21 protein-coding genes and 2 riboswitches are annotated in these 20,797 nt (G+C 65.8%); of the genes, 9 read left to right on the top strand and 12 right to left on the bottom strand.

What is annotated here, in order from left to right:
• A complete protein-coding gene (locus tag EUB48_RS08705) occupies positions 1 to 1,833 on the bottom strand; it encodes a TonB-dependent receptor domain-containing protein (RefSeq protein ID WP_142818513.1) in 1,833 nt (610 codons plus the stop codon).
• Positions 1,834 to 1,914: 81 nt separating this feature from the next.
• Positions 1,915 to 2,156, bottom strand: a riboswitch (cobalamin riboswitch).
• Positions 2,157 to 2,206: 50 nt separating this feature from the next.
• Between EUB48_RS08705 and EUB48_RS08700 the strand changes: the two genes are divergently transcribed.
• The 4 genes from EUB48_RS08700 (at position 2,207) to EUB48_RS08685 (ending at position 3,874) form a co-directional block, all read left to right on the top strand.
• Positions 2,207 to 2,437 carry a cell division protein ZapB gene (locus EUB48_RS08700; RefSeq protein WP_142818512.1) on the top strand — a complete coding sequence of 77 codons (231 nt, stop codon included), beginning with the start codon at positions 2,207 to 2,209 and terminating at the stop codon, positions 2,435 to 2,437.
• Positions 2,434 to 2,775: a cell division protein ZapA gene (locus tag EUB48_RS08695; protein WP_142818511.1), complete on the top strand. Its 342-nt coding sequence runs from the start codon at positions 2,434 to 2,436 to the stop codon at positions 2,773 to 2,775. The genes EUB48_RS08700 and EUB48_RS08695 overlap by 4 nt, the downstream gene beginning before the upstream one ends.
• A gap of 221 nt (positions 2,776 to 2,996) precedes the next feature.
• Positions 2,997 to 3,059: riboswitch (Fluoride riboswitch) on the top strand.
• A gap of 92 nt (positions 3,060 to 3,151) precedes the next feature.
• Positions 3,152 to 3,538: a fluoride efflux transporter CrcB gene (gene crcB / locus EUB48_RS08690; protein WP_142818510.1), complete on the top strand. Its 387-nt coding sequence runs from the start codon at positions 3,152 to 3,154 to the stop codon at positions 3,536 to 3,538.
• Positions 3,539 to 3,550: 12 nt separating this feature from the next.
• Positions 3,551 to 3,874, top strand: a complete 324-nt coding sequence (locus tag EUB48_RS08685; RefSeq protein ID WP_142818509.1) for a DUF190 domain-containing protein — start codon at positions 3,551 to 3,553, stop codon at positions 3,872 to 3,874.
• Here the strand turns inward: EUB48_RS08685 and EUB48_RS08680 are convergent.
• Positions 3,831 to 4,295, bottom strand: coding sequence for a cytochrome P450 family protein (locus tag EUB48_RS08680; RefSeq protein WP_142818508.1), 465 nt, complete (start codon positions 4,293 to 4,295; stop codon positions 3,831 to 3,833). The two genes, EUB48_RS08685 and EUB48_RS08680, sit on opposite strands and share 44 nt — an antisense overlap.
• Positions 4,282 to 4,431 (bottom strand): hypothetical protein, encoded by a 150-nt coding sequence (locus EUB48_RS21320; RefSeq protein ID WP_168226717.1) that lies wholly within the window; start codon positions 4,429 to 4,431, stop codon positions 4,282 to 4,284. Before EUB48_RS21320 ends, EUB48_RS08680 begins: the two co-directional genes overlap by 14 nt.
• 6 nt (positions 4,432 to 4,437) lie before the next feature.
• On the opposite strand from EUB48_RS21320, the gene EUB48_RS08675 reads away from it, so the two are divergent.
• The 3 genes from EUB48_RS08675 (at position 4,438) to EUB48_RS22015 (ending at position 6,355) form a co-directional block, all read left to right on the top strand.
• Positions 4,438 to 5,139 carry an ArsR/SmtB family transcription factor gene (locus EUB48_RS08675; protein ID WP_142818507.1) on the top strand — a complete coding sequence of 234 codons (702 nt, stop codon included), beginning with the start codon at positions 4,438 to 4,440 and terminating at the stop codon, positions 5,137 to 5,139.
• A gap of 93 nt (positions 5,140 to 5,232) precedes the next feature.
• Entirely contained in the window at positions 5,233 to 5,676 is a 444-nt protein-coding gene (locus EUB48_RS08670; RefSeq protein ID WP_077560088.1) for a universal stress protein, read from the top strand.
• Between the two features lie 133 nt (positions 5,677 to 5,809).
• Entirely contained in the window at positions 5,810 to 6,355 is a 546-nt protein-coding gene (locus EUB48_RS22015) for a hypothetical protein (protein WP_420821440.1), read from the top strand.
• A gap of 9 nt (positions 6,356 to 6,364) precedes the next feature.
• On the opposite strand, the gene EUB48_RS08660 is transcribed toward EUB48_RS22015, so the two are convergent.
• The 8 genes from EUB48_RS08660 to EUB48_RS08625 all read right to left on the bottom strand — a co-directional run bounded on the left by EUB48_RS08660 (position 6,365) and on the right by EUB48_RS08625 (position 17,909).
• A complete protein-coding gene (locus EUB48_RS08660) occupies positions 6,365 to 9,049 on the bottom strand; it encodes a cation-translocating P-type ATPase (protein ID WP_420821439.1) in 2,685 nt (894 codons plus the stop codon).
• Positions 9,050 to 9,129: 80 nt separating this feature from the next.
• On the bottom strand, positions 9,130 to 10,338 hold the full coding sequence (locus EUB48_RS08655; protein ID WP_142818506.1) for an ABC transporter permease: 1,209 nt from the start codon (positions 10,336 to 10,338) through the stop codon (positions 9,130 to 9,132).
• The gene (locus EUB48_RS08650) at positions 10,338 to 11,099 is read right to left on the bottom strand and encodes an ABC transporter ATP-binding protein (protein ID WP_142818505.1); all 762 of its coding nucleotides are present in this window, start codon (positions 11,097 to 11,099) and stop codon (positions 10,338 to 10,340) included. The genes EUB48_RS08655 and EUB48_RS08650 overlap by 1 nt, the downstream gene beginning before the upstream one ends.
• Positions 11,096 to 12,430: an efflux RND transporter periplasmic adaptor subunit gene (locus EUB48_RS08645; protein WP_142818504.1), complete on the bottom strand. Its 1,335-nt coding sequence runs from the start codon at positions 12,428 to 12,430 to the stop codon at positions 11,096 to 11,098. Before EUB48_RS08645 ends, EUB48_RS08650 begins: the two co-directional genes overlap by 4 nt.
• Positions 12,431 to 12,440: 10 nt before the next feature.
• On the bottom strand, positions 12,441 to 13,838 hold the full coding sequence (locus tag EUB48_RS08640) for an efflux transporter outer membrane subunit (RefSeq protein ID WP_142818503.1): 1,398 nt from the start codon (positions 13,836 to 13,838) through the stop codon (positions 12,441 to 12,443).
• 334 nt (positions 13,839 to 14,172) lie between these two features.
• Positions 14,173 to 14,595, bottom strand: coding sequence for a universal stress protein (locus tag EUB48_RS08635; RefSeq protein ID WP_142818502.1), 423 nt, complete (start codon positions 14,593 to 14,595; stop codon positions 14,173 to 14,175).
• 148 nt (positions 14,596 to 14,743) lie between these two features.
• Positions 14,744 to 15,208: a universal stress protein gene (locus EUB48_RS08630; protein WP_142818501.1), complete on the bottom strand. Its 465-nt coding sequence runs from the start codon at positions 15,206 to 15,208 to the stop codon at positions 14,744 to 14,746.
• A gap of 25 nt (positions 15,209 to 15,233) precedes the next feature.
• Positions 15,234 to 17,909, bottom strand: a complete 2,676-nt coding sequence (locus tag EUB48_RS08625) for a bifunctional acetate--CoA ligase family protein/GNAT family N-acetyltransferase (protein WP_142818500.1) — start codon at positions 17,907 to 17,909, stop codon at positions 15,234 to 15,236.
• 147 nt (positions 17,910 to 18,056) lie between these two features.
• Between EUB48_RS08625 and EUB48_RS08620 the strand changes: the two genes are divergently transcribed.
• Together EUB48_RS08620 and EUB48_RS08615 are read left to right on the top strand one after the other, a co-directional pair.
• Entirely contained in the window at positions 18,057 to 18,443 is a 387-nt protein-coding gene (locus EUB48_RS08620; protein ID WP_142818499.1) for a TraR/DksA family transcriptional regulator, read from the top strand.
• Between the two features lie 33 nt (positions 18,444 to 18,476).
• Entirely contained in the window at positions 18,477 to 18,947 is a 471-nt protein-coding gene (locus tag EUB48_RS08615; RefSeq protein ID WP_142818498.1) for a phasin family protein, read from the top strand.
• Positions 18,948 to 18,957: 10 nt separating this feature from the next.
• On the opposite strand, the gene EUB48_RS08610 is transcribed toward EUB48_RS08615, so the two are convergent.
• Positions 18,958 to 20,709, bottom strand: a complete 1,752-nt coding sequence (locus EUB48_RS08610; RefSeq protein ID WP_142818497.1) for a PHA/PHB synthase family protein — start codon at positions 20,707 to 20,709, stop codon at positions 18,958 to 18,960.
• Positions 20,710 to 20,797 lie beyond the last annotated feature (88 nt).

Here is a 20,797-nt window from a genome sequence, read left to right as displayed (position 1 = left end):
TCACTGAGGCGCCCACCGCAGACTCGCGTAGAAGGTGCGCCCCGCAGTGGTGAACGTGTTGGCGAGCTGGTAGTTCTTGTCCGCCAGGTTGTCGACGCGGGCAAGCAGCGTCCAGTCTTTGCTCAGGTGGGTGCTGGCGTACAGGCCGACCAGGGCGTAGCCGCCCAGGGGCTGCATGTTGGCGGCATCTTCATAGCGCCGGCCGGAGAACTGGGCTTCGGCGCCCACGGTCCACGCGGCGAAATGGGTATCGGCGCCCAGGGTGCCGTGCTGGCGCGCGCGCCGCGCCAACAGATTGCCCGTGCTCAGATCGCGCGGATCCTGCAGATCCAGCGACGCATGAACATTCACCAAACCGAATTGCTGGCCACCCGAGAACGTCACGCCCGAGTACTCGGCTTGTGCGGTGTTGGTGTAACAGCCGAACGGGGACGCACAGGGTCCGGGCGCCGCGAAGCTGATCAGATTGGCAACCCGGTTGCGGTACGCCACGACGCTGAAACTGGCGGCGCCTTGCGCGTAGCGCACGCCGAGCTCCATGTTGCGGCTGGTTTCGGGCTGCAGGGTCGGCACGCCATACTGGCTGAACAGCTGGTACAGCGTCGGCGCGCGGAACGCCGTGCCGGCCGAGGCGGTGGCACGCCATTGCGGTGTGAGGGCAAAACCGTAGGCGGCGCTGCCGGTCGTGCGTCCGCCAAATGCGCTGTCCTGGTCGCGGCGCACATTGAGCTGCAGCGTGTGCCGCCGGTGCGTCCAGCCGTAGCCCAACGCCAGCGCGTTCTGCGAGCGATCGGCGTCGATCGGGGCATTGTCCAGGTGGTCCTCCTTGCGCTCCAGCGCCGCGGTCAGCAGGTGCTCGCCCAGCCGCAACTCGTTCTGGAACAGATAGCCGCGCAAATGGGTTTCGGCCAGGTAGGGCGACGGCGTAGTTTCGTAATGATCACGCGAATCGGTCACGCTCAGTTTGGTGCTGTACACATCGCTCCACTGCGACAGCCAGTTCAGGCCGATGGCGTCCAGCTTGTGCCGGCTGTGGTCGTCCACCGGGCTCGATGGGTTGAAGCCAAAAGCATCGAATTGCGAATTCACGTCGCTCGCCAGCGCCGTAACGTCCACACGCTGCGTCTTGTTGATCTGCAGGCCGAGCCTGGCGTTCCCCGACTCGCTGCGATAGCCGTCGTTGTCCGGGTTGTGGGGCGTGCCCGTTTGCGAGTCAAAACCCGTGCTGGTTTCCCTGGCGAGTCCGAGCGAGTAATCGAACGCCCCGCTGGCGCCGCTGAGCGAAGCATCGACCTTCCTGGTGTTGTAAGTGCCGAATCCGATGCCGATCGACGGTGAGAACGCGCCTTCTCCCTTGCGGGTGAACAGCTGAATTACGCCGCCGATCGCGTCGGAGCCATACACCGCAGCCGCCGGGCCGCGCAGCACCTCGATGCGGTCGATCTGGGCCAGCGGAATGGCCTCCCAGCCGGCGCCGCCGGTGGACTGAGAATCGACGCGCACGCCATCGATAAACACCGCCGTAAAGCGCGATTCCGCGCCGCGCAGAAACACACTCGTAGGAGAGCCGACATTGCCCGAGCGGCTGATCTCGATGCCCGGCACGCGGGCCAGCACATCGGCCACGCCGGTGGCGCCGCTGCGCTCAATGATGTCGTGGTCGATGATCGTGACATCGGCCACCAGGTCGGCCAGCGGTTGCGCCACGCGCGTCGCCGTCACCACGGTTTCCTGTAGCGAAGAGGAAGACTGGTTTTGCGCCAGCACGGGAATCGCGGCACTCAACGCCAGCGGCAGCACGGCAAGGCGCGCACGGGAAAGACAGGTTTTCATGAAGGGAACGATCCGCAAAAAAGCCCTCACCGGCGTCCCCGCCAGTGCTTGGGCGTAACAAGCAGCCAGGCTTGATGAGCCATGGCCGCCACCTTGATGGCCGGTATCCGGGCTGGCGGAGCAAGTTGCGGGTCGCCTTCCCAGGCGCGTGTTCAAGACGCCCAGTGGCTGTGTGACCGGCAAACCGAATCTGGAGGGATTCGTCCGCTTACCGTTGCGGGGGCAGCGCAGGTTAGGTTTGCTGTTGGCAGCGCACCCTCCTGCTTCCCGTTGAACTGCGGCATGTGAACCACACCGCGAGCACCAACGCAGTAATTGTAAAGTCTAAAACTGTCACAAACCCTACAATTGGTATTGAATCACCAGAGAGTCCATGGCAAATCCGACCCCCATCGATCAGATTGCAGAGCGCGTCGAGCGCCTGCTCATGCGTTACGGCGAACTGCAGCGCACGAATGCCTTGCTCACCGAACAAGTGGACACCCTCACGCGCGAGCGCGACTCCCTGAAGTCGCGCCTGAGCGCGGCGCGCGCGCGCGTCGATGCGCTGCTCGAGCGCCTGCCGGAATCGGGCGCGGGCACGACCCAAAAGGATGCCGGATGAAGCAACTCGAAGTGCAGATCATGGGGCAAAGCTACCTGCTGGGCTGCCCCGAAGGCGGCGAGTCGAGCCTGCTCGATGCCGTGGAACGCGTCGACTCCGCCATGTGCAAGATTCGCGATGCAGGCAAGGTCAGGGCGCGCGACCGCATTGCCGTGCTGGCGGCGCTGAACCTGGCCTCCGAATTCTCGCAGCAAAGCGCCGCGGCACTACAGGCATCGGCCAGCGCCACGCCAGGCACGACCTCGCCTGGAGTTGAAAGCGCCGGCGCGGACCCCCGGCTGGACGCCCTGATCGAGCGGCTGGACAGCGCCCTGTCGGTCGACGGTCAACTGCTCTGACAACTCACCGCGATGGCGCGTCTGCGCCTACAATGAAACTGTCTGCGGTGCGTATCGGGCTTTAATTTCCTTGAACCAATGCTCTTAGAGCTCGGGCTTGGTATATCGCTTGGCGAGCGTGATCATCTCGCGTCAGATGAACCCAACACCAGGCTGCCCTCGCCCACCTGAACCCCGGTTCAGGATGCGGGTCCGGTAGCATTCGCAGACACCTATAATTTCGTCGCAACGGAGATGGCATTCCTCCAGAACCGCCCACCCGGGCTGATGATGCCTACAGAGGGCCTGAATGGGACCGGTGTAGGCTATTTGTTCCGCGCAGAACGCGCCGCAGTGCCACACCAACCGCTCAGCCTTATTCAATAAAAAGGACAATATGAGCGGCTTTTCCTTTCTCGCGATTTTCGGCGGCGCCGGCTGTGGCGCCTTGCTGCGCTGGCAACTCGGCGCCTGGCTGAACCCGGTCTTTCCCACGATTCCCCTGGGCACGCTGGCCGCAAATCTCATTGGCGGGCTGCTGGTCGGAGTGGCCAATTCGTTTCTCACCCACTACAGCGAACTGGCCCCCGAATGGCGGCTGCTAATCATCACGGGCTTCATGGGCGGCCTGACGACGTTCTCCACTTTCTCGCTGGAGGCCGTCACGCTGATCGGCCGGCAGGAATATGCGTGGGCGCTGGGTGCCATGGGCATGCACCTGTTCGGCTCTCTCGCACTCACGGCGATCGGCATCCTGATCGTCAATGCCGTCGTCAGAATCTAGCGGGAGCTCATCATGCAAGGCGTCTACCTCAAGTTTTACGTGCAGGAAAACCAGCGCCATCGAGGCATCCTTGCCTACGAATGGTTGCTCGAGGAAGCAAAAAAAACGGGCATCCGCGGCGGTTCGGCGTTTCGCGCCATCGCCGGCTTCGGTCGCCACGGCCGGATGCACGAGCAGCACTTCTTCGAGCTGGCCGGAGACCTTTTCGTGGAGGTCGGTTTCGCACTCAAGGAAGAAGATGCGCAAAACTTTCTCGCGCATCTTGCCAGTGAGGAGCTCAAGCTGTTCTACATCAAAATCCCCGTCGATATGGGCATTGTCGGGAACGGATCGTGAGCGCCGGACGATCGGTACTCAGATTCAGCGCCGCGTCGCGATTCGCGCTGGCCTGCACCGCATCCAGGCCCTGCGCCGCGCCCTGTGCCAGCGTCCAGCGCCGCGCGCACTGCGCCAGGGGCGGCTTGTGCATGGCATGGAACGCGCCGTCGTTCATGCGCACGAGGCTCGCGAACACCTCGCCCGCAGGGCCACCGAACAGCGCATGCGGCACGGGCCCGGACGTTGGACGCACGCGCAAAGCCGGCGACTCGAAGGCCTCGGCAATGACGGCGTGACTGCTCGCCACCCAGAGATTCAATCCGTTATCAAAATACAGCGGCGCGAGCTTGCGCAAGCGTTGGTAGTAGCCATAGGGATCCGGGTGGCTGGCGGCTGCGACCGGATCGGCCGGCGGCGCGGAGTTGTCAGTCGCGTGCATGGTCGAACCCGTCGAGCCGGGATGGAAATTCAGTGCTGTATTCAGTCATGCCTGGTACGCCAGCGATCACTGTGGCAATGTCGCCAGTGTCGCGGTACGGCACGGTCTTGTCGAGCAGCAACAGTATGGCTACCATCAAACCATGAATACAGAACCCGACCTCGCCCGGATCGCCGCCGCCGTGGGCGACCCGCGCCGCATCCAGATGCTGGTGTTGCTGATGGAAGGCCGCGCGCTCACGGCCAAGGAGCTCGCGCTGGGCGCGGGCATCGAGCCGGCCACGGCCACCTCTCACCTCAAGCGCCTGCTGGACGACGGCCTGGTGGCCTGCACTTCGCAGGGGCGGCACAAGTATTTCCGGCTTGCCGGCGAACAGGTCGCCGAACTGATCGAGACGCTGATGCGTGTGGCGCCGCAGCGCAAAGCCCAGGCACGGGCCGGCGCCACGGAACCGATCCGCCAGGCGCGCTACTGCTACGACCACCTTGCGGGCAGCCTGGGCACCGGTTTGCTGGCGATGATGCTGAAGAAGCACTGGCTGGTGCCGCAAGCCGGCGCCGATGCGAAGATGCTCGAGGTCTCGGCCAGGGGCGTCAAGTCGCTCTCGGCGCTGGGAATCGATATTGAAGAGGCGCAAAGCCGCCGCCGGCAATTCGCCTGCCGCTGCCTGGACTGGTCGCAGCGGCAGGACCACCTCGGTGGTGCGCTGGGTGCAGTGCTGGCCGAGCGGTTCAGGGCGCTGCACTGGATCGAGCGCAAGAAGCACAGCCGCGTGGTGCAGATCACGCCGGCCGGTGCCGGCGAACTGCAACGGATCGGCCTGCAACTCGAACGCCCGCAGTGACCGGCCTTCGCGCTCGACGGGCTTGACCTGAATCAAGACAAAAGCCGGGGCCTGCGTTAACCTCAAGCTATCTTTAACTAGGGAGGCCAATCCATGTACCAACGCATTCTTGTCGCGACCGACGGTTCTACGCTGTCGAAAAAGGCGGTCTCCAGCGCCATCGAACTGGCCGGGCTCGTGGGCGCCGAACTGGTGGCCCTGAAGGTGGTGCCGCGCTACCCGCACAGCTATTTCGACGGCTCGGTGCCACTCAGTCCGCAGGAAATGGCGCGCGTTGAAAAGCAGTGGTCCGAGCACGGCCAGGCCGTGGTGGATGCGGTCAAGACCACGGCACTGGCCAAAGGGGTGGCCGTGCGGGCCGTGACGTCCAAGTCCGACCTGGTGGCCGAGGCCGTGATTGCTGCCGCGAAAAAATACAAGTGCGATTTGATCGTGATGGCCTCGCATGGCCGGCGCGGCATCAAGCGCCTGCTGCTGGGCAGCGAGACGCAACACGTGTTGACGCACTCGCATATTCCGGTGCTCGTGCTGCGCTGAGACTCTGAATACAGAAATGGCCTGTAGCCCTTATGGCAAGGGCGCAGGTGGCTATTGTTTCGATAGCATCCTCTGATTCGACCGGGCACAGGCCATTGCCTGGACTGGCCGGGTCACCCTGCCGGAGACCGCCATGGGATTTGCGAAGCTGCTGGGACGTGCCGCGATGGTGCCGTTTTCAAAGGCGTTGCCCCCGATGGGCGAAACCGAACGTGCGGCGCTGGAGGCCGGAACGGTCGGTTTTGAAGGCCGCTTCTTCGCCGGGCAGCCAGACTTCGACGCGCTGCTCAAGACCGGGCCCACTGTGCTCAGCTTTGATGAACAGGCTTTTCTGGACAACGAAAAGCAGCACTACCTGCCGCGCCTGGCCGACGGGCGAGATCTGCCCTGCTTCGGACTGACGGCGCCCTACGCGGGCTCGGGCATGGCCGGCTGCGCGACATCGTGGCGCGGCTCTGCCCCGATGTCGGCACACCCGGGCAAGGCGGCCTGCTCGATCTCATGCAGGCGCTGGAAGTATCAAAGCAGTTGGGTGACGACGTCACCGCGCTCAACAAAGCTGGTGCGCCGCACCCGCTCGTTCGACGAAGCGGCGCAGGGCGCGCCGAACCCCGAACTCGCGCTGGCCTACCTGCGCGCGGCCGACCGCGGGATCCAGGTCGACGACTTTGCGCCGTGAGGCACGCGGTCACGCGCCAGCAAATGTGCGCTGCTTGTTCCCGCCGACCAGCCGCACCAGTTCGAGCCACACGACGCATGCCGCCAGCAGGCCGGCTCCCGCGGCCAGCCCGCCGGCACCGGGCAGTGCCAGGCCCATGACTTGGCGCAGCCAGGGCAGGCCCAATATCGCTGCCAGCAGCAGGACCATGGCGGCAGCCATGCGCCAGAGCCATGGGTTGCGGTCGGTGACCCCATGCCAGATGGGGCGCGAGAGGTCGCGGTTGGCCCATATCAACAGCATCACGCCCAGGATCAGCGTGCTGAACACTACGCAGCGGCCCTGCGCAGCACTCCAGCCTTGTGCCACCAGCCAGGCCTGGCCGGCCAGCAGCACCGCGGCCATGCCCAGCCCCTGCAGCACCGATTGCAGCAGCGGGGCGGCGGCAAAGGGAGAGTCGGCCACTGGTCGAGGCGGGCGCTCCATCAGCCCGTCGGCCTCGGGTTCGGCCTCGAAGACGATAGAGCAGGCCGGGTCGATCAGCAGCTCCAGCAGCACGATGTGCACCGGCAGCAGCAGCACCGGCCAGTGCAGCAAGGTGGGCACCAGCGCCAGCGCGATGATGGGAACGTGCACGGCAAAGACAAAGCGCGTGGCCTTGCGGATGTTGTCGTCGATGCGCCGGCCCTGGCGGATGGCCGCCACGATGCGCGCAAAGCTGTCGTCCAGCAGCACCAGCGCAGCGGCCTCGCGCGCCACATCGGTGCCGCGCTCGCCCATGGCGATGCCCACATCGGCGGCCTTGAGCGCCGGTGCGTCGTTGACGCCGTCGCCGGTCATGGCCACCACCTCGCCCGATGCGCGCAGTAGCTGCACCAGACGCAGCTTGTGATGGGGCTTGAGGCGCGCGCACAGGTCCACATGCTGCAGGCGCTGGCGCAGGGCGGCATCGTCCAGCGCCTCCAGCTCGGCGCCGGTGACGATGTCGGGTCGCTCCGACAGGCCCACCTGCTGCGCGATGGCGCGCGCCGTGGCCGGGTGGTCGCCGGTCATCATGACCACGCGCACGCCGGCGCGCCGGCATTCGGCCAGGGCGGCGGGCACTTCGGGGCGCGGCGGGTCGGCCAGCGCGATCAGGCCGAGGAACTCGAAGTCGAAGTCATGCTGGCTTTGCGGCCAGGGCGGATCAAAGCCCGGCGCCGCGGGCGCGCCGCTCCAGCGCCCGCGCGCCACGCCGAGCACGCGCAGTCCGCGTTCGGCCATGGCCTCGACCTGCTGGCGGATGGCGCCCTGTCGCGCGGCATCGAGGTGGCACAGGTCGGCCACGGCCTCGGGCGCGCCCTTGGTGGCGAGCAGGTGCTGCGCCGGTTCGCTGCTCGCAAACACGCGCGTCATGGCCAGGATCTCGCCCGAGAGCGCGTACTCGAATTCCGGCTCACGCCCGTCGTGCACATGTTCGGTGCCTGCCAGCCACTGGTGGCCAAAGCGCTGGATGGCTTTTTCCATGGGATCGAACGGGTCGCCTGGCGTTGCCAGCATGGCGAACTCGGCCAGCAGGTGAAAGTCCTCCGGCAGTTCGGTGGCCTGGTCCGGGATGAAGTGCGCGTCGCTGGCGATCAGCTCGGCCAGCTCCATGCGGTTGACGGTTAGGGTGCCAGTCTTGTCCACGGCCAGCACGGTGATGGCACCCAGCGCCTCGACCGCCGAGGCGCGCCGGGTCAGCACTTTCTGTTTCGAGATGCGCCAGGCGCCCAGCGCCAGGAAGATGGTGAGGATGACCGGAATTTCTTGCGGCAGGATGGCCATGGCCAGCGCGATGCCCGCCAGCAGGCTCTCCAGCAGTGGCCGGCCGTCCCACCACCAGCCCAGAACCACCTGCACGCCGGCCAGCAGGAGCGCGCCCACGCCGAGCCGGCGCACCAGCTTGCGCGAGGCCTGCTGCAGTGCCGAGGGTGTTTCTTCGGTGGCAGCCAGGTCGGCGCCGATGCGGCCCACGGCGGTGTGGGCCGCGGTGGCACTCACTTCGGCCAGGCCAATGCCCCGGATGACGAGGGTGCTCGCGAACAGTGCCCCCACGCTTGCCACTTCGTGTACGGTGCCGGCGCCCGCAGTGGCAGCTTCGCCCTGGGCCGGTCTGGTGGCGGAGCGGGCCGCCACCATGGCCGCTTCGTGTGCCGCGTTGTCGGGCGATTTGGCGACCGGCGCTGACTCGCCGGTCAACAACGATTCGTCCACTTCCAGCCGGCCCTCCAACAGCCAGGCATCGGCGGCGATGCGGTCGCCCTCGTGCAGTACCAGCACATCGCCGCGCACCACGTCGCGCCCGGCGATGCGTTGCTCCTGTCCATCGCGAATCACCAGTGCGCGCGGCGCTGACAGGTCGCGCAGTGATTCGAGCGCCCGCTGCGTCTTGCGCTCCTGGGTCGCGGTCATGCCGATGACGACGAACACGAAGCCCAGCAGAAACAATGCCTCCGCCGGGTCTCCCAGAGCCAGGTAGATGCCGCCAGCGGCCAGCAGCATCAGGAACATCGGTTCGGTGACCACCTCGCGCACGATGGCAGTGATCGATTTGGGCGCGCTGCCGGGCAGCATGTTGGGGCCCTCACAAGCCAGGCGGTGCGCGGCTTCTGCGGCGCTCAGGCCCTGCGGGGGCGGCGCCGTGCGACCGCGCTGCAGGCGGGAGCCGGGCGATGGTTGAGTTGCCTTGTGCAAAGAAGTGCCTTGTAGTCCAATGAAAACGCGTGAAGTCAGCTATTTAATTGATAGTGATCTGCTGTGAACGGCCTGGCGGCTCACTCGTGCCGCAAGGCCTCTATCGGGTCCAGGCGCGCCGCGCGCCGTGCCGGGAAGTAGCCGAACAGCACGCCAATGCCGGCAGAAAACAGGAATGACAGCAGGTTCACGCCCGGGTTAAACAGGTAGGGAACCTGCATCACGCTGGACAGCAACAGCGAGGCGCCGGTGGCCAGCACGATGCCGATGAGCCCACCCAGGCCGGCCAGCACGACCGCTTCTATCAAAAACTGCAGCAGCACCTCGCGCTCCATCGCGCCGATCGCCAGGCGCAGGCCGATCTCGCGGGTGCGCTCGGTCACGCTGACCAGCATGATGTTCATGATGCCTATGCCGCCCACCAGCAGGCTCACCGCCGCCACCGCGCCCAGCAGCATGGTCATCACCTTGGTGGTGCCCGAGAGCGTGTCGGCCAGCTGCTTGGTGTCGAGCACATTGAAGTTGTTCTCGTCGGTGTCGGCCAGCTTGCGGCGCTCGCGCATCAGCTGGGTCAGGCTGGCCTTCAGGCGCTCGGCGTCGCTGCCGTCCTGCATGGACACCAGCAGCGAATTGACCAGGGTGTTGCCGGTGATGCGGCGCTGCAGCGTGCGGATCGGCATCAGCACCAGGTCGTCCTGGTCGTTGCCGAAGGCGCCCTGGCCCTTGGAGGCCAGCTGGCCCACCACCTCGCAGGAAATCTGCTTCACGCGGATCCGCTCGCCGACGGCGGGGCGCGCGCCAAAGAGCTGGCGCCGCACGGTTTCGCCGATCAGGCAGACGGCCGCGCCGGCGCGCAGTTCGTCGTCGGAAAACACCCGGCCGTCGGCCAGCTTCCAGTTGCCGGTGGCCAGCCAGTCGTTGGTGCTGCCGATGATGCTGCTGTTCCAGTTCAGGCCATTGGCCACCACGGTGGTGCCGGTGCGGGCCTCGGGGGCGGCCTTGGCCACGCCGCCTATCTGGGTGGCGATGGCGTCTGCATCCTCCTGCTTGAAGGCCGGCGCGGAAGCGCCGCCAGTGCCCGGGCCCAGGCGCTGGCCGGGACGCAGCTGCAGCAGGTTGGTGCCCAGGCCCGATATCTGGTTCTGCACCGCCAGCGTGGCGCCGTTGCCAAGCGTCACCATGGTGATCACGGCGCTGACGCCGATCACGATGCCCAGGATGGTCAGGAAGGAGCGCAGCAGGTTGCGCCGTATCGAGCGCAGCGCCAGCAGCAGGGTGTTGAGCAGCATCAGCGGGCCTCCATCACGGGCGTGGCATGGACCTGCGCCTGGTCTTCATGCAGGCCGGCCGGGTGCTCGTTGCCGGTGTCGCTGGCGACCATGCCGTCGACAAAGCGCACGATGCGCCTGGCATAGGCGGCCATGTCGCTCTCGTGCGTCACCATCAGCACCGTGATGCCCTTGTCGACGTTGAGCCGCCACAGCAGCTCCATGATTTCGCGGCTGCGCTGGGTGTCCAGGTTGCCGGTGGGCTCGTCGGCCAGCAGCACGGCGGGTTCGGTGACGATGGCGCGCGCAATCGCCACGCGCTGCTGCTGGCCGCCCGACAGCTCGGACGGCATGTGGTGTTCCCAGCCCTTCAGGCCCACGGCGTCCAGCGCGCGGGCGGCGGCAGTGTGGCGCGCGGCCGCCGACTCGCCGCGGTAGAGCAGCGGCAGCTCCACGTTCTCCTGGGCCGAGGTGCGCGGCAGCAGGTTGAAGCCCTGAAAAACGAAGCCGAAAAAACGCCGCCGCAGCCGCGCGCGCTGGTCGCGTGTGAGCGTTTCCACATGCACGCCCTGGAACAGGTACTCGCCCGCCGTCGGCGTATCCAGGCCACCCAGCGTGTTCATGGCAGTGGACTTGCCCGAGCCGCTGGGCCCCATGATGGCGACGAAATCGCCGGCCTCGATCTCCAGGTTCACACCCTTGAGGGCCCGCAGTTCCGTGGCACCCTCGCCATAGACCTTGGTGATGCCGCGCAGGCGGATCAGGGGTGCGGTAGCGCTCATGGAGCGGCTCCCGGCGCGCGCTGGTCGGTGATCACGGCCATGCCTTCCTGCAGCCCGCTGCCGCTGACCTCGGTCATGCGGCCATCGCTGATTCCGGTCCTGACCGCCGTCGCCACGGCCTGGCCGTCCTTCAGGATCCAGACCTGCCGCGCCCCGGCCGCGGCACCCTCGGTGTCGGTGGCCTTGCGCGTGGCGGTGCGGGGCATGCGCGGCATCAGCCTGGATACCAGGCTGCCGCTGGAGGCCGCCGCCGTCGTGTTGCCACCCGGCGGCGAGGGTGAAAAGCGCAGCGCGGTGTTGGGCACCAGCAGCACGTTGGTGCGCTCGGTCGCGACGATGGTGGCCGTGGCCGTCATGCCCGGGCGCAGGCTCAGGTCGGTGTTGTCCACATCCAGGTAGCTGGTGTAGGTCACCACGTTGTCGGTCTTGGTGGAGCCGAAGGCCACGCGGGTGATGGTGGCCGGGTAGCGGCGCGACGGGTAGGCGCTGACGGTGAAGCTGGCCTTCTGGCCGACCTTGACCGCGCCGACGTCGGCCTCGTCCACGCTGACTTCCAGACGCAGCTTGGTCAGGTCTTCGGCGACGGTGAACAGCGTCACCGCCTGCAGGGATGCGGCCACCGCATTGCCCGGATCGACCGTGCGCGTCAGCACCACGCCGTTCAGCGGCGAGCGGATCGAGGCCTTGGCCAGATTGGTCTCGTCGGTGGAGGCGGCCGCCCGGGCGTCGGCCACGTTGGCGCGGGCGCTGGCCTCGTTGGCCAGGGCGCGGTCGACGTTGGCGCGCGCCGTGTCGAGTTCGGTGGCTGACGGCACCTTGCCGCCGGACAGGCGCGCCACGTCTTCAAAGCGCGCCAGCGTGGCGCGTGATTCCGTGACGGTGGCCGTGCTTTGGGCCAGCTGGGCCTGCGCCGCGGCCAGAGCGGCGCGCGAGCGCAGCACCTGGTCGGACAGCTTGGCAGTGTCCAGCTCCACCAGCACCTGGCCTTTCTTCACCAGGTCATTCACGTCCACCAGCACGCGCTTGACGGTGCCCGACAGCTCGCTGCCAATGTTGACCGCCAGCGTGGGCTGCAGCGTGCCGTTGGCCGTGACGCTGAGCGTGAGATTGCCGCGGCGCACCGTCTCGGTCACATAGGCGGGGGCGGCGCTGGCTTGCTTCTGCATCTGCCAGTAGTACAGGCCGCCGGCGAGCAGGACGAGGGTTGCCGCCGCTATCCACGGCAAGGGCCGCTGCCACCAGCGGCGGGGCCGGTCATGGTCCAACAGGGTCTGCAAGTCGGCGGAGGCTGGCGGGGCGGGCGGCTTGTCGGATGTGGCGGGCGTGTTCATGGGATGCCAGTCATGGGTGTGAAGTTGTCTCGGCCGCTGGCGTCCAGCCGCCGCCCAGGGCCTTGTACAGACGCACATGGTCGGCGCTCAGACTGGCGCGCGTGCTCTCCACGCTGTCCTGCGTGGCAAGCAGGGTGCGCTGCGTTTCCAGCACCGAGATAAAGTCGATCAGCCCGCTGGTGTAGCGCTGGCGGGCCAGCAGGTCGGCATTGAAGGCGGCGTCGGCCGCCGTCTGCAGGCTGGCCAGCCGTTCGCGGTTGCCCTGCAGGGACACCAGGGCGTCTTCGACGTCCTTCAGGGCCGTGAGTACCGCCGCCTGGTAGGCCACCCGCGCCTGCTCCAGCGCGGCTTCCTGGGCCCGCACCTGGGCGCGCAGCGCGCCGCCATCGAACAGCGGCACCGAGACGCTGGCCAGCAGCGCGCGGGCGACCGAGGCGCTGCTGCCCAGCGAGCCCAGCGTCAGCGCGTTCAGGCCGAGCGAGCCGCTGATCTGAAAGCCCGGGTAGCGCGCGGCATCGGCCTGCGAGACGCGGGCCAGGGCCGCGCTGACGCGGTGTTCGGCGGCGCGCACGTCGGGGCGCTGGCGCAGCGTGTCGGCGGGAAAGGCCAGCGCGAGGTCGCCGGCCGCCTGCGGCACGGCAGCGGGGAGGCCCAGCGTGTCTTGCAGCGCGCCGGGCGCCAGGCCCGCCAGCACGGCCAGGCTGCTCAGATCCTGGGCGGCGCTGGTCTGCAGCGTCGGAATCAGGGCGCGGGTCTGTTCGCTGGCGGCGATGGCCTGCTCCTCGTCCAGCGAGGACGCCAGGCCCGCCTGGACACGCCAGCGCGTGATCTGCAGCGTTTCGGTCTGAGTTGCCAGGCTGGTGCGGGCAATCGCCAGTCGCGCCTGCAGCCCGCGCAGGTCCATGTAGGTTACCGCCACCTCGGCGGCGAGCGAGACCTGTACGCTGGCCAGGCTGGCCGCGGCGGCGCGGGCATCGGCTTCGGCGGCGTTCAGGGCGCTGCGGTTACCGCCAAACACATCGGGTTCCCAGCTGGCATCAAAGCCGGCCTGGAAATTGTTGACGGCGGTATTGCCGCCGGTCTGGCTGTGCTGCGCCGAGGCCGCCGCGCTCAGGCTGGGGCCCAGGCTGGCCGACTTGACGTCGCGCAGCGCGCGAGCCTGCTGCAGCGCCGCCTGCGCGCTGCGAACGTCGGTATTGGCCAGGAGGGACCGGGTGATGAGCGCTGTCAACTGTTCGTCACCGAAGCGCTGCCACCACAGTGCCAGCGAGCTGGCCGGCTGGGGCACGGGCGGTGGCGTGGCGAGCGAGAACCAGGCGGACGGTATGGGTGTTTGCGGCAAGGCGGCATCGCGCACGGGCAGCGTGCCACAGGCCAGCAGCATCGCCGGCAAAGCGGTCACCAACATGGCTCGGCCTGCGCGCCTGCCGGCGGCGGGCGCCGAAAACAGCTTGGACGGGCGAAAGGACATGGGACGGCCTCATAGCAAGCGCTACAAAGTTTTATTTTGTGGCCATCTCCGGACAGTGTGTTTGCGCTAGATTAACTTGCCTCCAGTCGCCATCCCGCTTCTCCTGGAGGATTTCTTACTGGAAGGCCACTTCCGAAGAGCTGCGCAGCTTGCGGCTGTGCAGCTGGTCGATGCGTTGCTCGCGCAGCAACTCGACCGCGTGGGTACCTCGCGGGGAGACGACGCCGATTCGTTCTCAGCCGAGCAAGTGTCCACAGCAGATCAGCACCTCTTACCGGATCAACAGCACCGGGGTCGAGCACTGGGCCAGGACCTTCGTCGCGACCGAGCCGAGCACGAGGCCTGCAAGGGCACCGTGGCCGTGCGAGCCCATCACCAGCAGGTCGAACTTGCCTTTCTCGGCCAGCTTGGCAATGTTCTCTGCCGGATGGCCGACTTTATGGACGAAAGTCGCTTCGATGCCTCGGCGCTTCAGGATGATCCGGATCGGTCCGAAGACCGCTTCAGCGTCATCATGGTAGTAGCCGCGAACGAGTTCCGGCCCGGCAAATGCCACCGCCCGGTGCGGCAGCGCCAGGACGCCGTGGAAGGCCGTGTATTCATGGTCCGAAGTGAACCACTCGTCATGCACCGCCAGATACGCCAGCATGCGCTTGGTGTACTGGCTGCCGTCTACAGCGAGCAATATTTTCATCGTTTGAACTTTCATGCGAATGTTGCCGCTGGGCCGCTGAAACCCCGAACACCGACAGTTGACGAGAGGAACAGCATCCATGCGACGTCTCAGCGCAGACGCAGTGCCATGGTGTCTTGCGAAAAAGAGCGGTGCCGGGCACCTTGACTCAGGTCGGCGCGCCGATAGCGCGCACGACCAGCACCGGCACCGGGGCGTATCGCACGATCTGCTCGGCGTCACTGCCGAGCAAAGCCCGGCCGATGCCGCGCCGCCCATGGGAGCCCACCACGATCAGGTCTGCCTTGGCCTGCCTGGCCTGCTCGGCTATTTGGTCGCAAAGCCGCCCCGGTGCCTCCATGATCAGCACGCTGTCGGCCTGCACACCCTGGTCCAGCGCCATTTGCCGCCCGTGCGCCAGTATTTTTTCGCCGGCGGCGCGCATGCGCGGGAGGATGTCGTTGGCGTAGCTGGCTGGCGGCTCAAAGCCGTTGACATACTGGAGCACATCCACCACATGGACCAGCCGCAACCTGGCACCCGTCAAATGAGCGAATCGGATAGCCTCGAGCAGCGCCGCGTCCGACACGGGGCTGCCGTCAACCGGCACGAGAATCTGATGGTAGGTGGACATCGGCTACTCCGGAGTTTGGTTGAATTCAGCGCAGCTGCAGATGCAGCGCCATGGTGTCCCGTGACGGCTCGATCGAAACCTGGAAGCCGCATTGGCGCGCCAGCGCAGCCATGCCCAGGTTCTCCACCAGACATTGCCCCACCACTTCGGCGGTACCGCGTTCGCGCAGGTAACGGATCAGTTTGTCCAGCAACTGCCGGCCCAGGCCTTTGCCCTGCCAGTGGGAGGCCACCTGGATTGCAAATTCCGCCCGCACATTGTCGGGATCGCATGCAGCGCGCACTTCGCCCGCCATGATCTGGTCGCCGGAGTCCATGGTCGCGAGCGCAACGAAGGTCATCTCGCGGTCATAGTCGATCTGGCTGTAGCGCGCCAACTCTGAATGAGGCACTTCGCGCCGCGCCATGAAAAAGCGCAGGCGCATGTCAGCGGGCGATGCCTTGGCGTAAAAGTCCATCAGGCGCCAGCCATCTTCGGGACGAATCGGGCGTACCAGCAAATCGTGGCCTGCCACTTCGATGCGCTCTTCAAGGGCCGAAGGATACGGGCGAATGGCGAGCCGGCTGCCCTCGCCCGGCGCCACCGGCCGCAGCCTGACACGCGCGTCCACGGCCAGCACGCCCCGCTCATCGACGAGCAGCGGGTTGATGTCGAGCTCGGCGAGCCAGGGCAGGTCGCAGGCCATTTGCGACACCTTCAGCAACGTGTCCACGAGCGACTTCTGATCCGCTGGCGGGCGGCCCCGGTAACCCGCCAGCAGGGGCGCAAGCCCGCTTCTGGTGATCATGTCACTCGCCAGATTGGCATTCAGCGGCGGCAAGGCCACCGCATGGCTCTTATGCAGTTCGACGGCGATGCCGCCCTCGCCCAGCAGGATGACCGGACCGAACACCGCATCCGTGGCAATTCCGACAATCAGCTCATGCGCGCCGGGGCGCTCGGCCATGGCTTGCACCGTGAAGCCCAGCACCACGGCCTGCGGCAGCAGGCGCGCCACCTGTTCGCGCATTTTCACGGCAGCCGCCCTGACCTCTTCAGCAGATGCCAGGGCCAGTGCAACGCCGCCAACGTCAGACTTGTGAATGATCTGTGGCGACACAATTTTCAGTGCCACCGGATAGCTGATCTGCGCTGCGGCAGCCACCGCCTGCTCCACATCGCCGACCTGCACGGTTTCCACGACGGGAATGCCGTAGGCGCGCAGCAGCGCGTGGGCGCAGGCTCCGTCGAGCCACTCGCGGCCGCCTTGCAACGCCCGTTCATGCAGTGAACTGGCCGCCAGCGTGTCAGGCAGAAAGCCCTCCAGCGCGGCGGCCGGAAGTTGCTGCAGGGCTTCCTGGTTGCGCGCGTAATCGACCAGTTGCAGCCACGCTGCGACGGCGCGTTCGGGCGTGTTGTAGCAGGCGATGCCCCCAGCGGTGCAGGCTGCGCGCGCTGCCGCAACCGCGCTACCACCCAGCCAGCAGGTGAGCACCGGCCGGGCGGATTCCCCGATGAGCGTCAGGCACGCAGATGCGATCTCTGCCGCGGGCACGATGGCCGTTGGCGCGTGCATGAACAGCACAGCATCGACCTCGGGTGCCGCTAGCAGCACGCGCAATGCGTCTCGGTAGCGATCGACCGGCGCATCGCCAATGATGTCGATCGGGTTGCCGTGCGACCAGGTGGCCGGCAGGCATTGATCGAGGGCGCCCATCGTCTGCTCACTCAGACGGGCGAGCCGGCCGCCGCCCAGTTGCAGGGCGTCCGCCGCCAGCACTCCGGCACCACCGCCATTGGTGAGGATGGCCAGTCGATCGCCGCGCCAGGGCCGCGCATGGGACAGGGTTTCGGCGGCATCGAACAACGACTCCAGCGTATCCACCCGCAGCATGCCAGAGCGCCGGATGGCGGCATCGACCACCGCGTCGGAGCCCGCCAGGGCCCCGGTGTGCGAGGCAGCAGCCTTGGCTCCATCGGGCGCGCGCCCCGCCTTGACCACAATCACCGGCTTGTTGCGCGCAGCCGCACGCGCCGCCGACATGAATTTTCGCGCGGACTTGAATGATTCGGCGTACATCAAAATAGCCCGGGTTTGCGCATCGCTCGCGAGGTAATCGAGAACATCGCCGAAGTCCACATCGGCACTGTCACCCAACGAGATGAAATGCGAAAACCCAATATTGCAGCTGTTCGCCCAATCCAGCATCGCGGTGGCCAGCGCACCGGACTGGGTTACGAACGCCACTCGGCCTGGCTGGGCGTTGCCGGGCGCAAAGCTGGCATTGAGCGAGACGCCCGGAACCAGTGCGCCAATGCAGTTGGGCCCCAGGATGCGCAGCAGGTACGGCCGCGCCGCCTCCAGCATGGCTTGCTCCAGCGATGGGCCCCCCTGCAGGGACGGCTGCTTCAGCCCTGCCGTCAGCACGATAGCGGCGCGCGTTCCCTTGCGGCCCAAGGCGGCAATCAGTTCCGGCACGGTGCCCGGCGGCGTGCAGATCACGGCCAGGTCGGGCGCCTGCGGCAACGACGCAACGTCTGTCCAGGCCGGCCCGCCGTCTATGGTTGCATGCTGCCTGTTGACTGGCCAGAGGGGACCCTTGAACCCGCCAAGCTTGAGGTTGCGCAACACCAGCGATCCGACGCTCCCCTTGCGGTCGGAGGCGCCGATCACCGCCACCGAGGTGGGCTGGAAGAGGGCTTCTAGATTTCGAACGCTCATGAAAATCCTTTTACTTTTTCAGGTAAATGGGCCGCTTGGCCGGATGAGTGCAGATTAACGCCAGGCCGGCACCCAACCTTGCTCTAGATCAAGGACGTCAACGCGGGGACCTTTCAGAATCAAACCATTAGTAGCAAGGATCCTTTTATGGAAACATACAACGCTCGGTTGGCACCTCGCTTCAGTCAACTGCTCGCGCAGCGAGAGGCGGAACTGCGCACGATTCTTCATGCGTCCGACAATTTGAGCGATGAGACAGGGGGGGCTGAACAGCACGAAGTAGTGGATTTCAAGGATGTGGCCACGGGGCAGACCTTGGCCAGGGTCGACGACATCAAGGTGGAGCATGCCGCCCAAGAGTTGCAGAACGTGCTGGATGCGCGTCGCCGTCTGCAGGACCAGAGTTATGGATTTTGCATGCGTTGCGGCGAAGCGATCGACCTGCGGCGCCTTGTGGCCCTGCCCGCCGCGCCTTTTTGTGCCTCGTGCCAGGCTGAATACGAGCATGGCCAGAGGCTGGCCATGCGGCGCTGACCCATTCTTTCCTCAACCTTGAAAGGGATTTCCATGAGTTCAAAAGCTTCTCCCTCGGCGTCGAATCATGAGGCCGTAGCCGGCAATTTGGCGCCCATGAATTTGATGGCCGACCTGGGCCGCCAACAGCTTGCGCTGGCAACCGAAAGTGCGTGTGCCTTGTTTCGCGGCTCTGAAGCTATGCGAAAAATCCAGCAACAGGCAGCACATCAGGCGTGCGCGCACCATGAGGCGGCGGCGCAAAGGCTGCGTGGGACGTGCGAGCCAGCCGACTTGCTGGCCATCCAGTCGGACCTCTTGCGTTCAAATTTCCAAGAGGCAGCCGAGTACTGGCAGGCGTTGATGGCAAATGCGCTAAAGACCCAATCCGAGATGATGGGTTGCGCAAACCGCATATTCAACACGAAAGCTGAAAACGGGTTCAAGCCAGCACTCGAAGCCTGGCAAGCGGCCATGGCGGGTTCGCTGAATGGCGCGGCAAACTGGCCTGCCATGCAGCAGTGATCGGCAGACTTCAGTCCAGGTATATGTAACTTCCGGGCGCTGCCAAGGTCGTACCGTCGAGCACCAGTCCATCGAGTGTTGGCGGCTTGACCGTCTGCGATGAGTGCTTGTGCAGCCACTCATGCCAGCAGGGCCACCAGGAGCCGGTGCGCTGCTCTGCCGCGTCGAGCCAGTCTTGGGGGTTGGCAGGCGCCTTGCCCGGCTTGCATGAAGCAAAGCGGTAGCCTGCCTGCGAGTACGCCGCTGGACCGGCCGGCGGATTGACGATGCCGACGTTATGACCGCCTGAGGTCAGCGCAAAGCTGACCGGACCACCCGCCAGCCGATGAATCTTGTATACCGACTTCCAGGGCGAGACATGGTCGCCCTCGGTCGCCACTACGAAAAGAGGCAGTTTGATGTCGGCCAGCCTCACCGGCTGACCAGCAACACGGTAGCGGCCTTCGGCCAGATCGTTGTGAAGGTAAAGCCCGCGCAGATATTCGCTGTGCATGCGTGCCGGCATGCGTGTTGCATCGGCATTCCAGGCTCGCAGCGCCGTCATCGGCGTGCGCGCGCCCATGAGGTATTCATGCACGAGTTTCGACCACACCAGATCCTTCGAGTTGATCAACTGGAAGGCACCCGCCATCTGCCGACCGTCCAGGTATCCCCGCTCGGACATCAAGTCTTCGACAAACGAAATTTGACTTTCGTCGATGAACAACCCCAGCTCGCCGGGCTCCTTGAAATCAGTCTCCGCAGCCAGCAGCGTTACCGTCATCAGTGGATTGGGGTGCTCGTCCGCCAGCACCGCCGCCGCGATGGCGAGCAGCGTTCCCCCAAGGCAGTAGCCCACGGCGTGCACGCGCGTGCGCGGCCGGATCGACCGAACGACATCGAGTGCCGCCATCACACCGAACTCTACGTAGTCGTTCAGACCCAGGTTGCGGTCGCTGGTGTCGGGATTTTTCCAGGACACCATGAAAACGGTATGCCCGTGCGTGACCAGATATTTGACCAGCGAATCGTCGGGCGTCAGGTCCAGGATGTAGTACTTCATGATCCATGACGGTACGATGAGCATCGGCTCAGCATCAACCTCTGCCGTGGCGGGTTCATACTGGATCAACTCAATCAGCCGGTTCCTGAACACCACCTTGCCCGGCGTTACTGCCATGTCATGCCCGGGCCTGAACTGCTCGACGCCGCGTGGCTTGCCATCTGAAAGCACAGACAGCGCATCACGCCACCAGTTGGCCACGCCATTCGCGAGGTTGATCGAGCCAGTGGCCAGCGTTTCTCTCAAAACCTGGGGATTGGTCGCGACGAAATTCGAAGGTGACCACATGTCCAGCCATTGGCGCATGGTGAAGGCGGCTACATCCTCATGGTGTTTCGATACACCGCGAATACCGGTCATGGCCTCGGCCCACCACTGCTGCTGCAATAAGAAGGCCTGAGCCAGTGCACTGAACGGCGGTACATGCCATTCCTGTGGTGAGAAACGTTTGTCCTGCGGCAGGGGCTCCACGCACAAGGGGCACCCGCCACGCCATGAATGCGGCGCATACTGCAGCCATAGCATCGCCTTGCGCAGTGCACTGGCAGCCAGATCGGCCTGCTTGGACGGCGCAACCAGCAGGTGGCTGAGCCAGTCAGCGTATGCAAGGCTGACCGACGCCGGCGAAATTCCGTGAGCCAGCCGGGCCAGCCAGAGCTTGAGTGGCAGATCCATCGGAGCGGGTGCATATCCATCGGGCCGGGAGTTGGAAGGCGCCATTGAAGAAACATCCTTTCAGTAAGACTAAAAACCACATATTGCATGATTCCATTCATGCCGGTTTCCGATTTGCGCAAAGTCAATAAGG

The organism is Rhodoferax sediminis (genome assembly GCF_006970865.1).
Classification (GTDB): Bacteria; Pseudomonadota; Gammaproteobacteria; order Burkholderiales; family Burkholderiaceae_C; genus Rhodoferax_A; species Rhodoferax_A sediminis.
The sequence above is the reverse complement of the archived record's forward strand: the minus strand, read 5'-3'. Positions and strand labels throughout refer to the sequence as shown.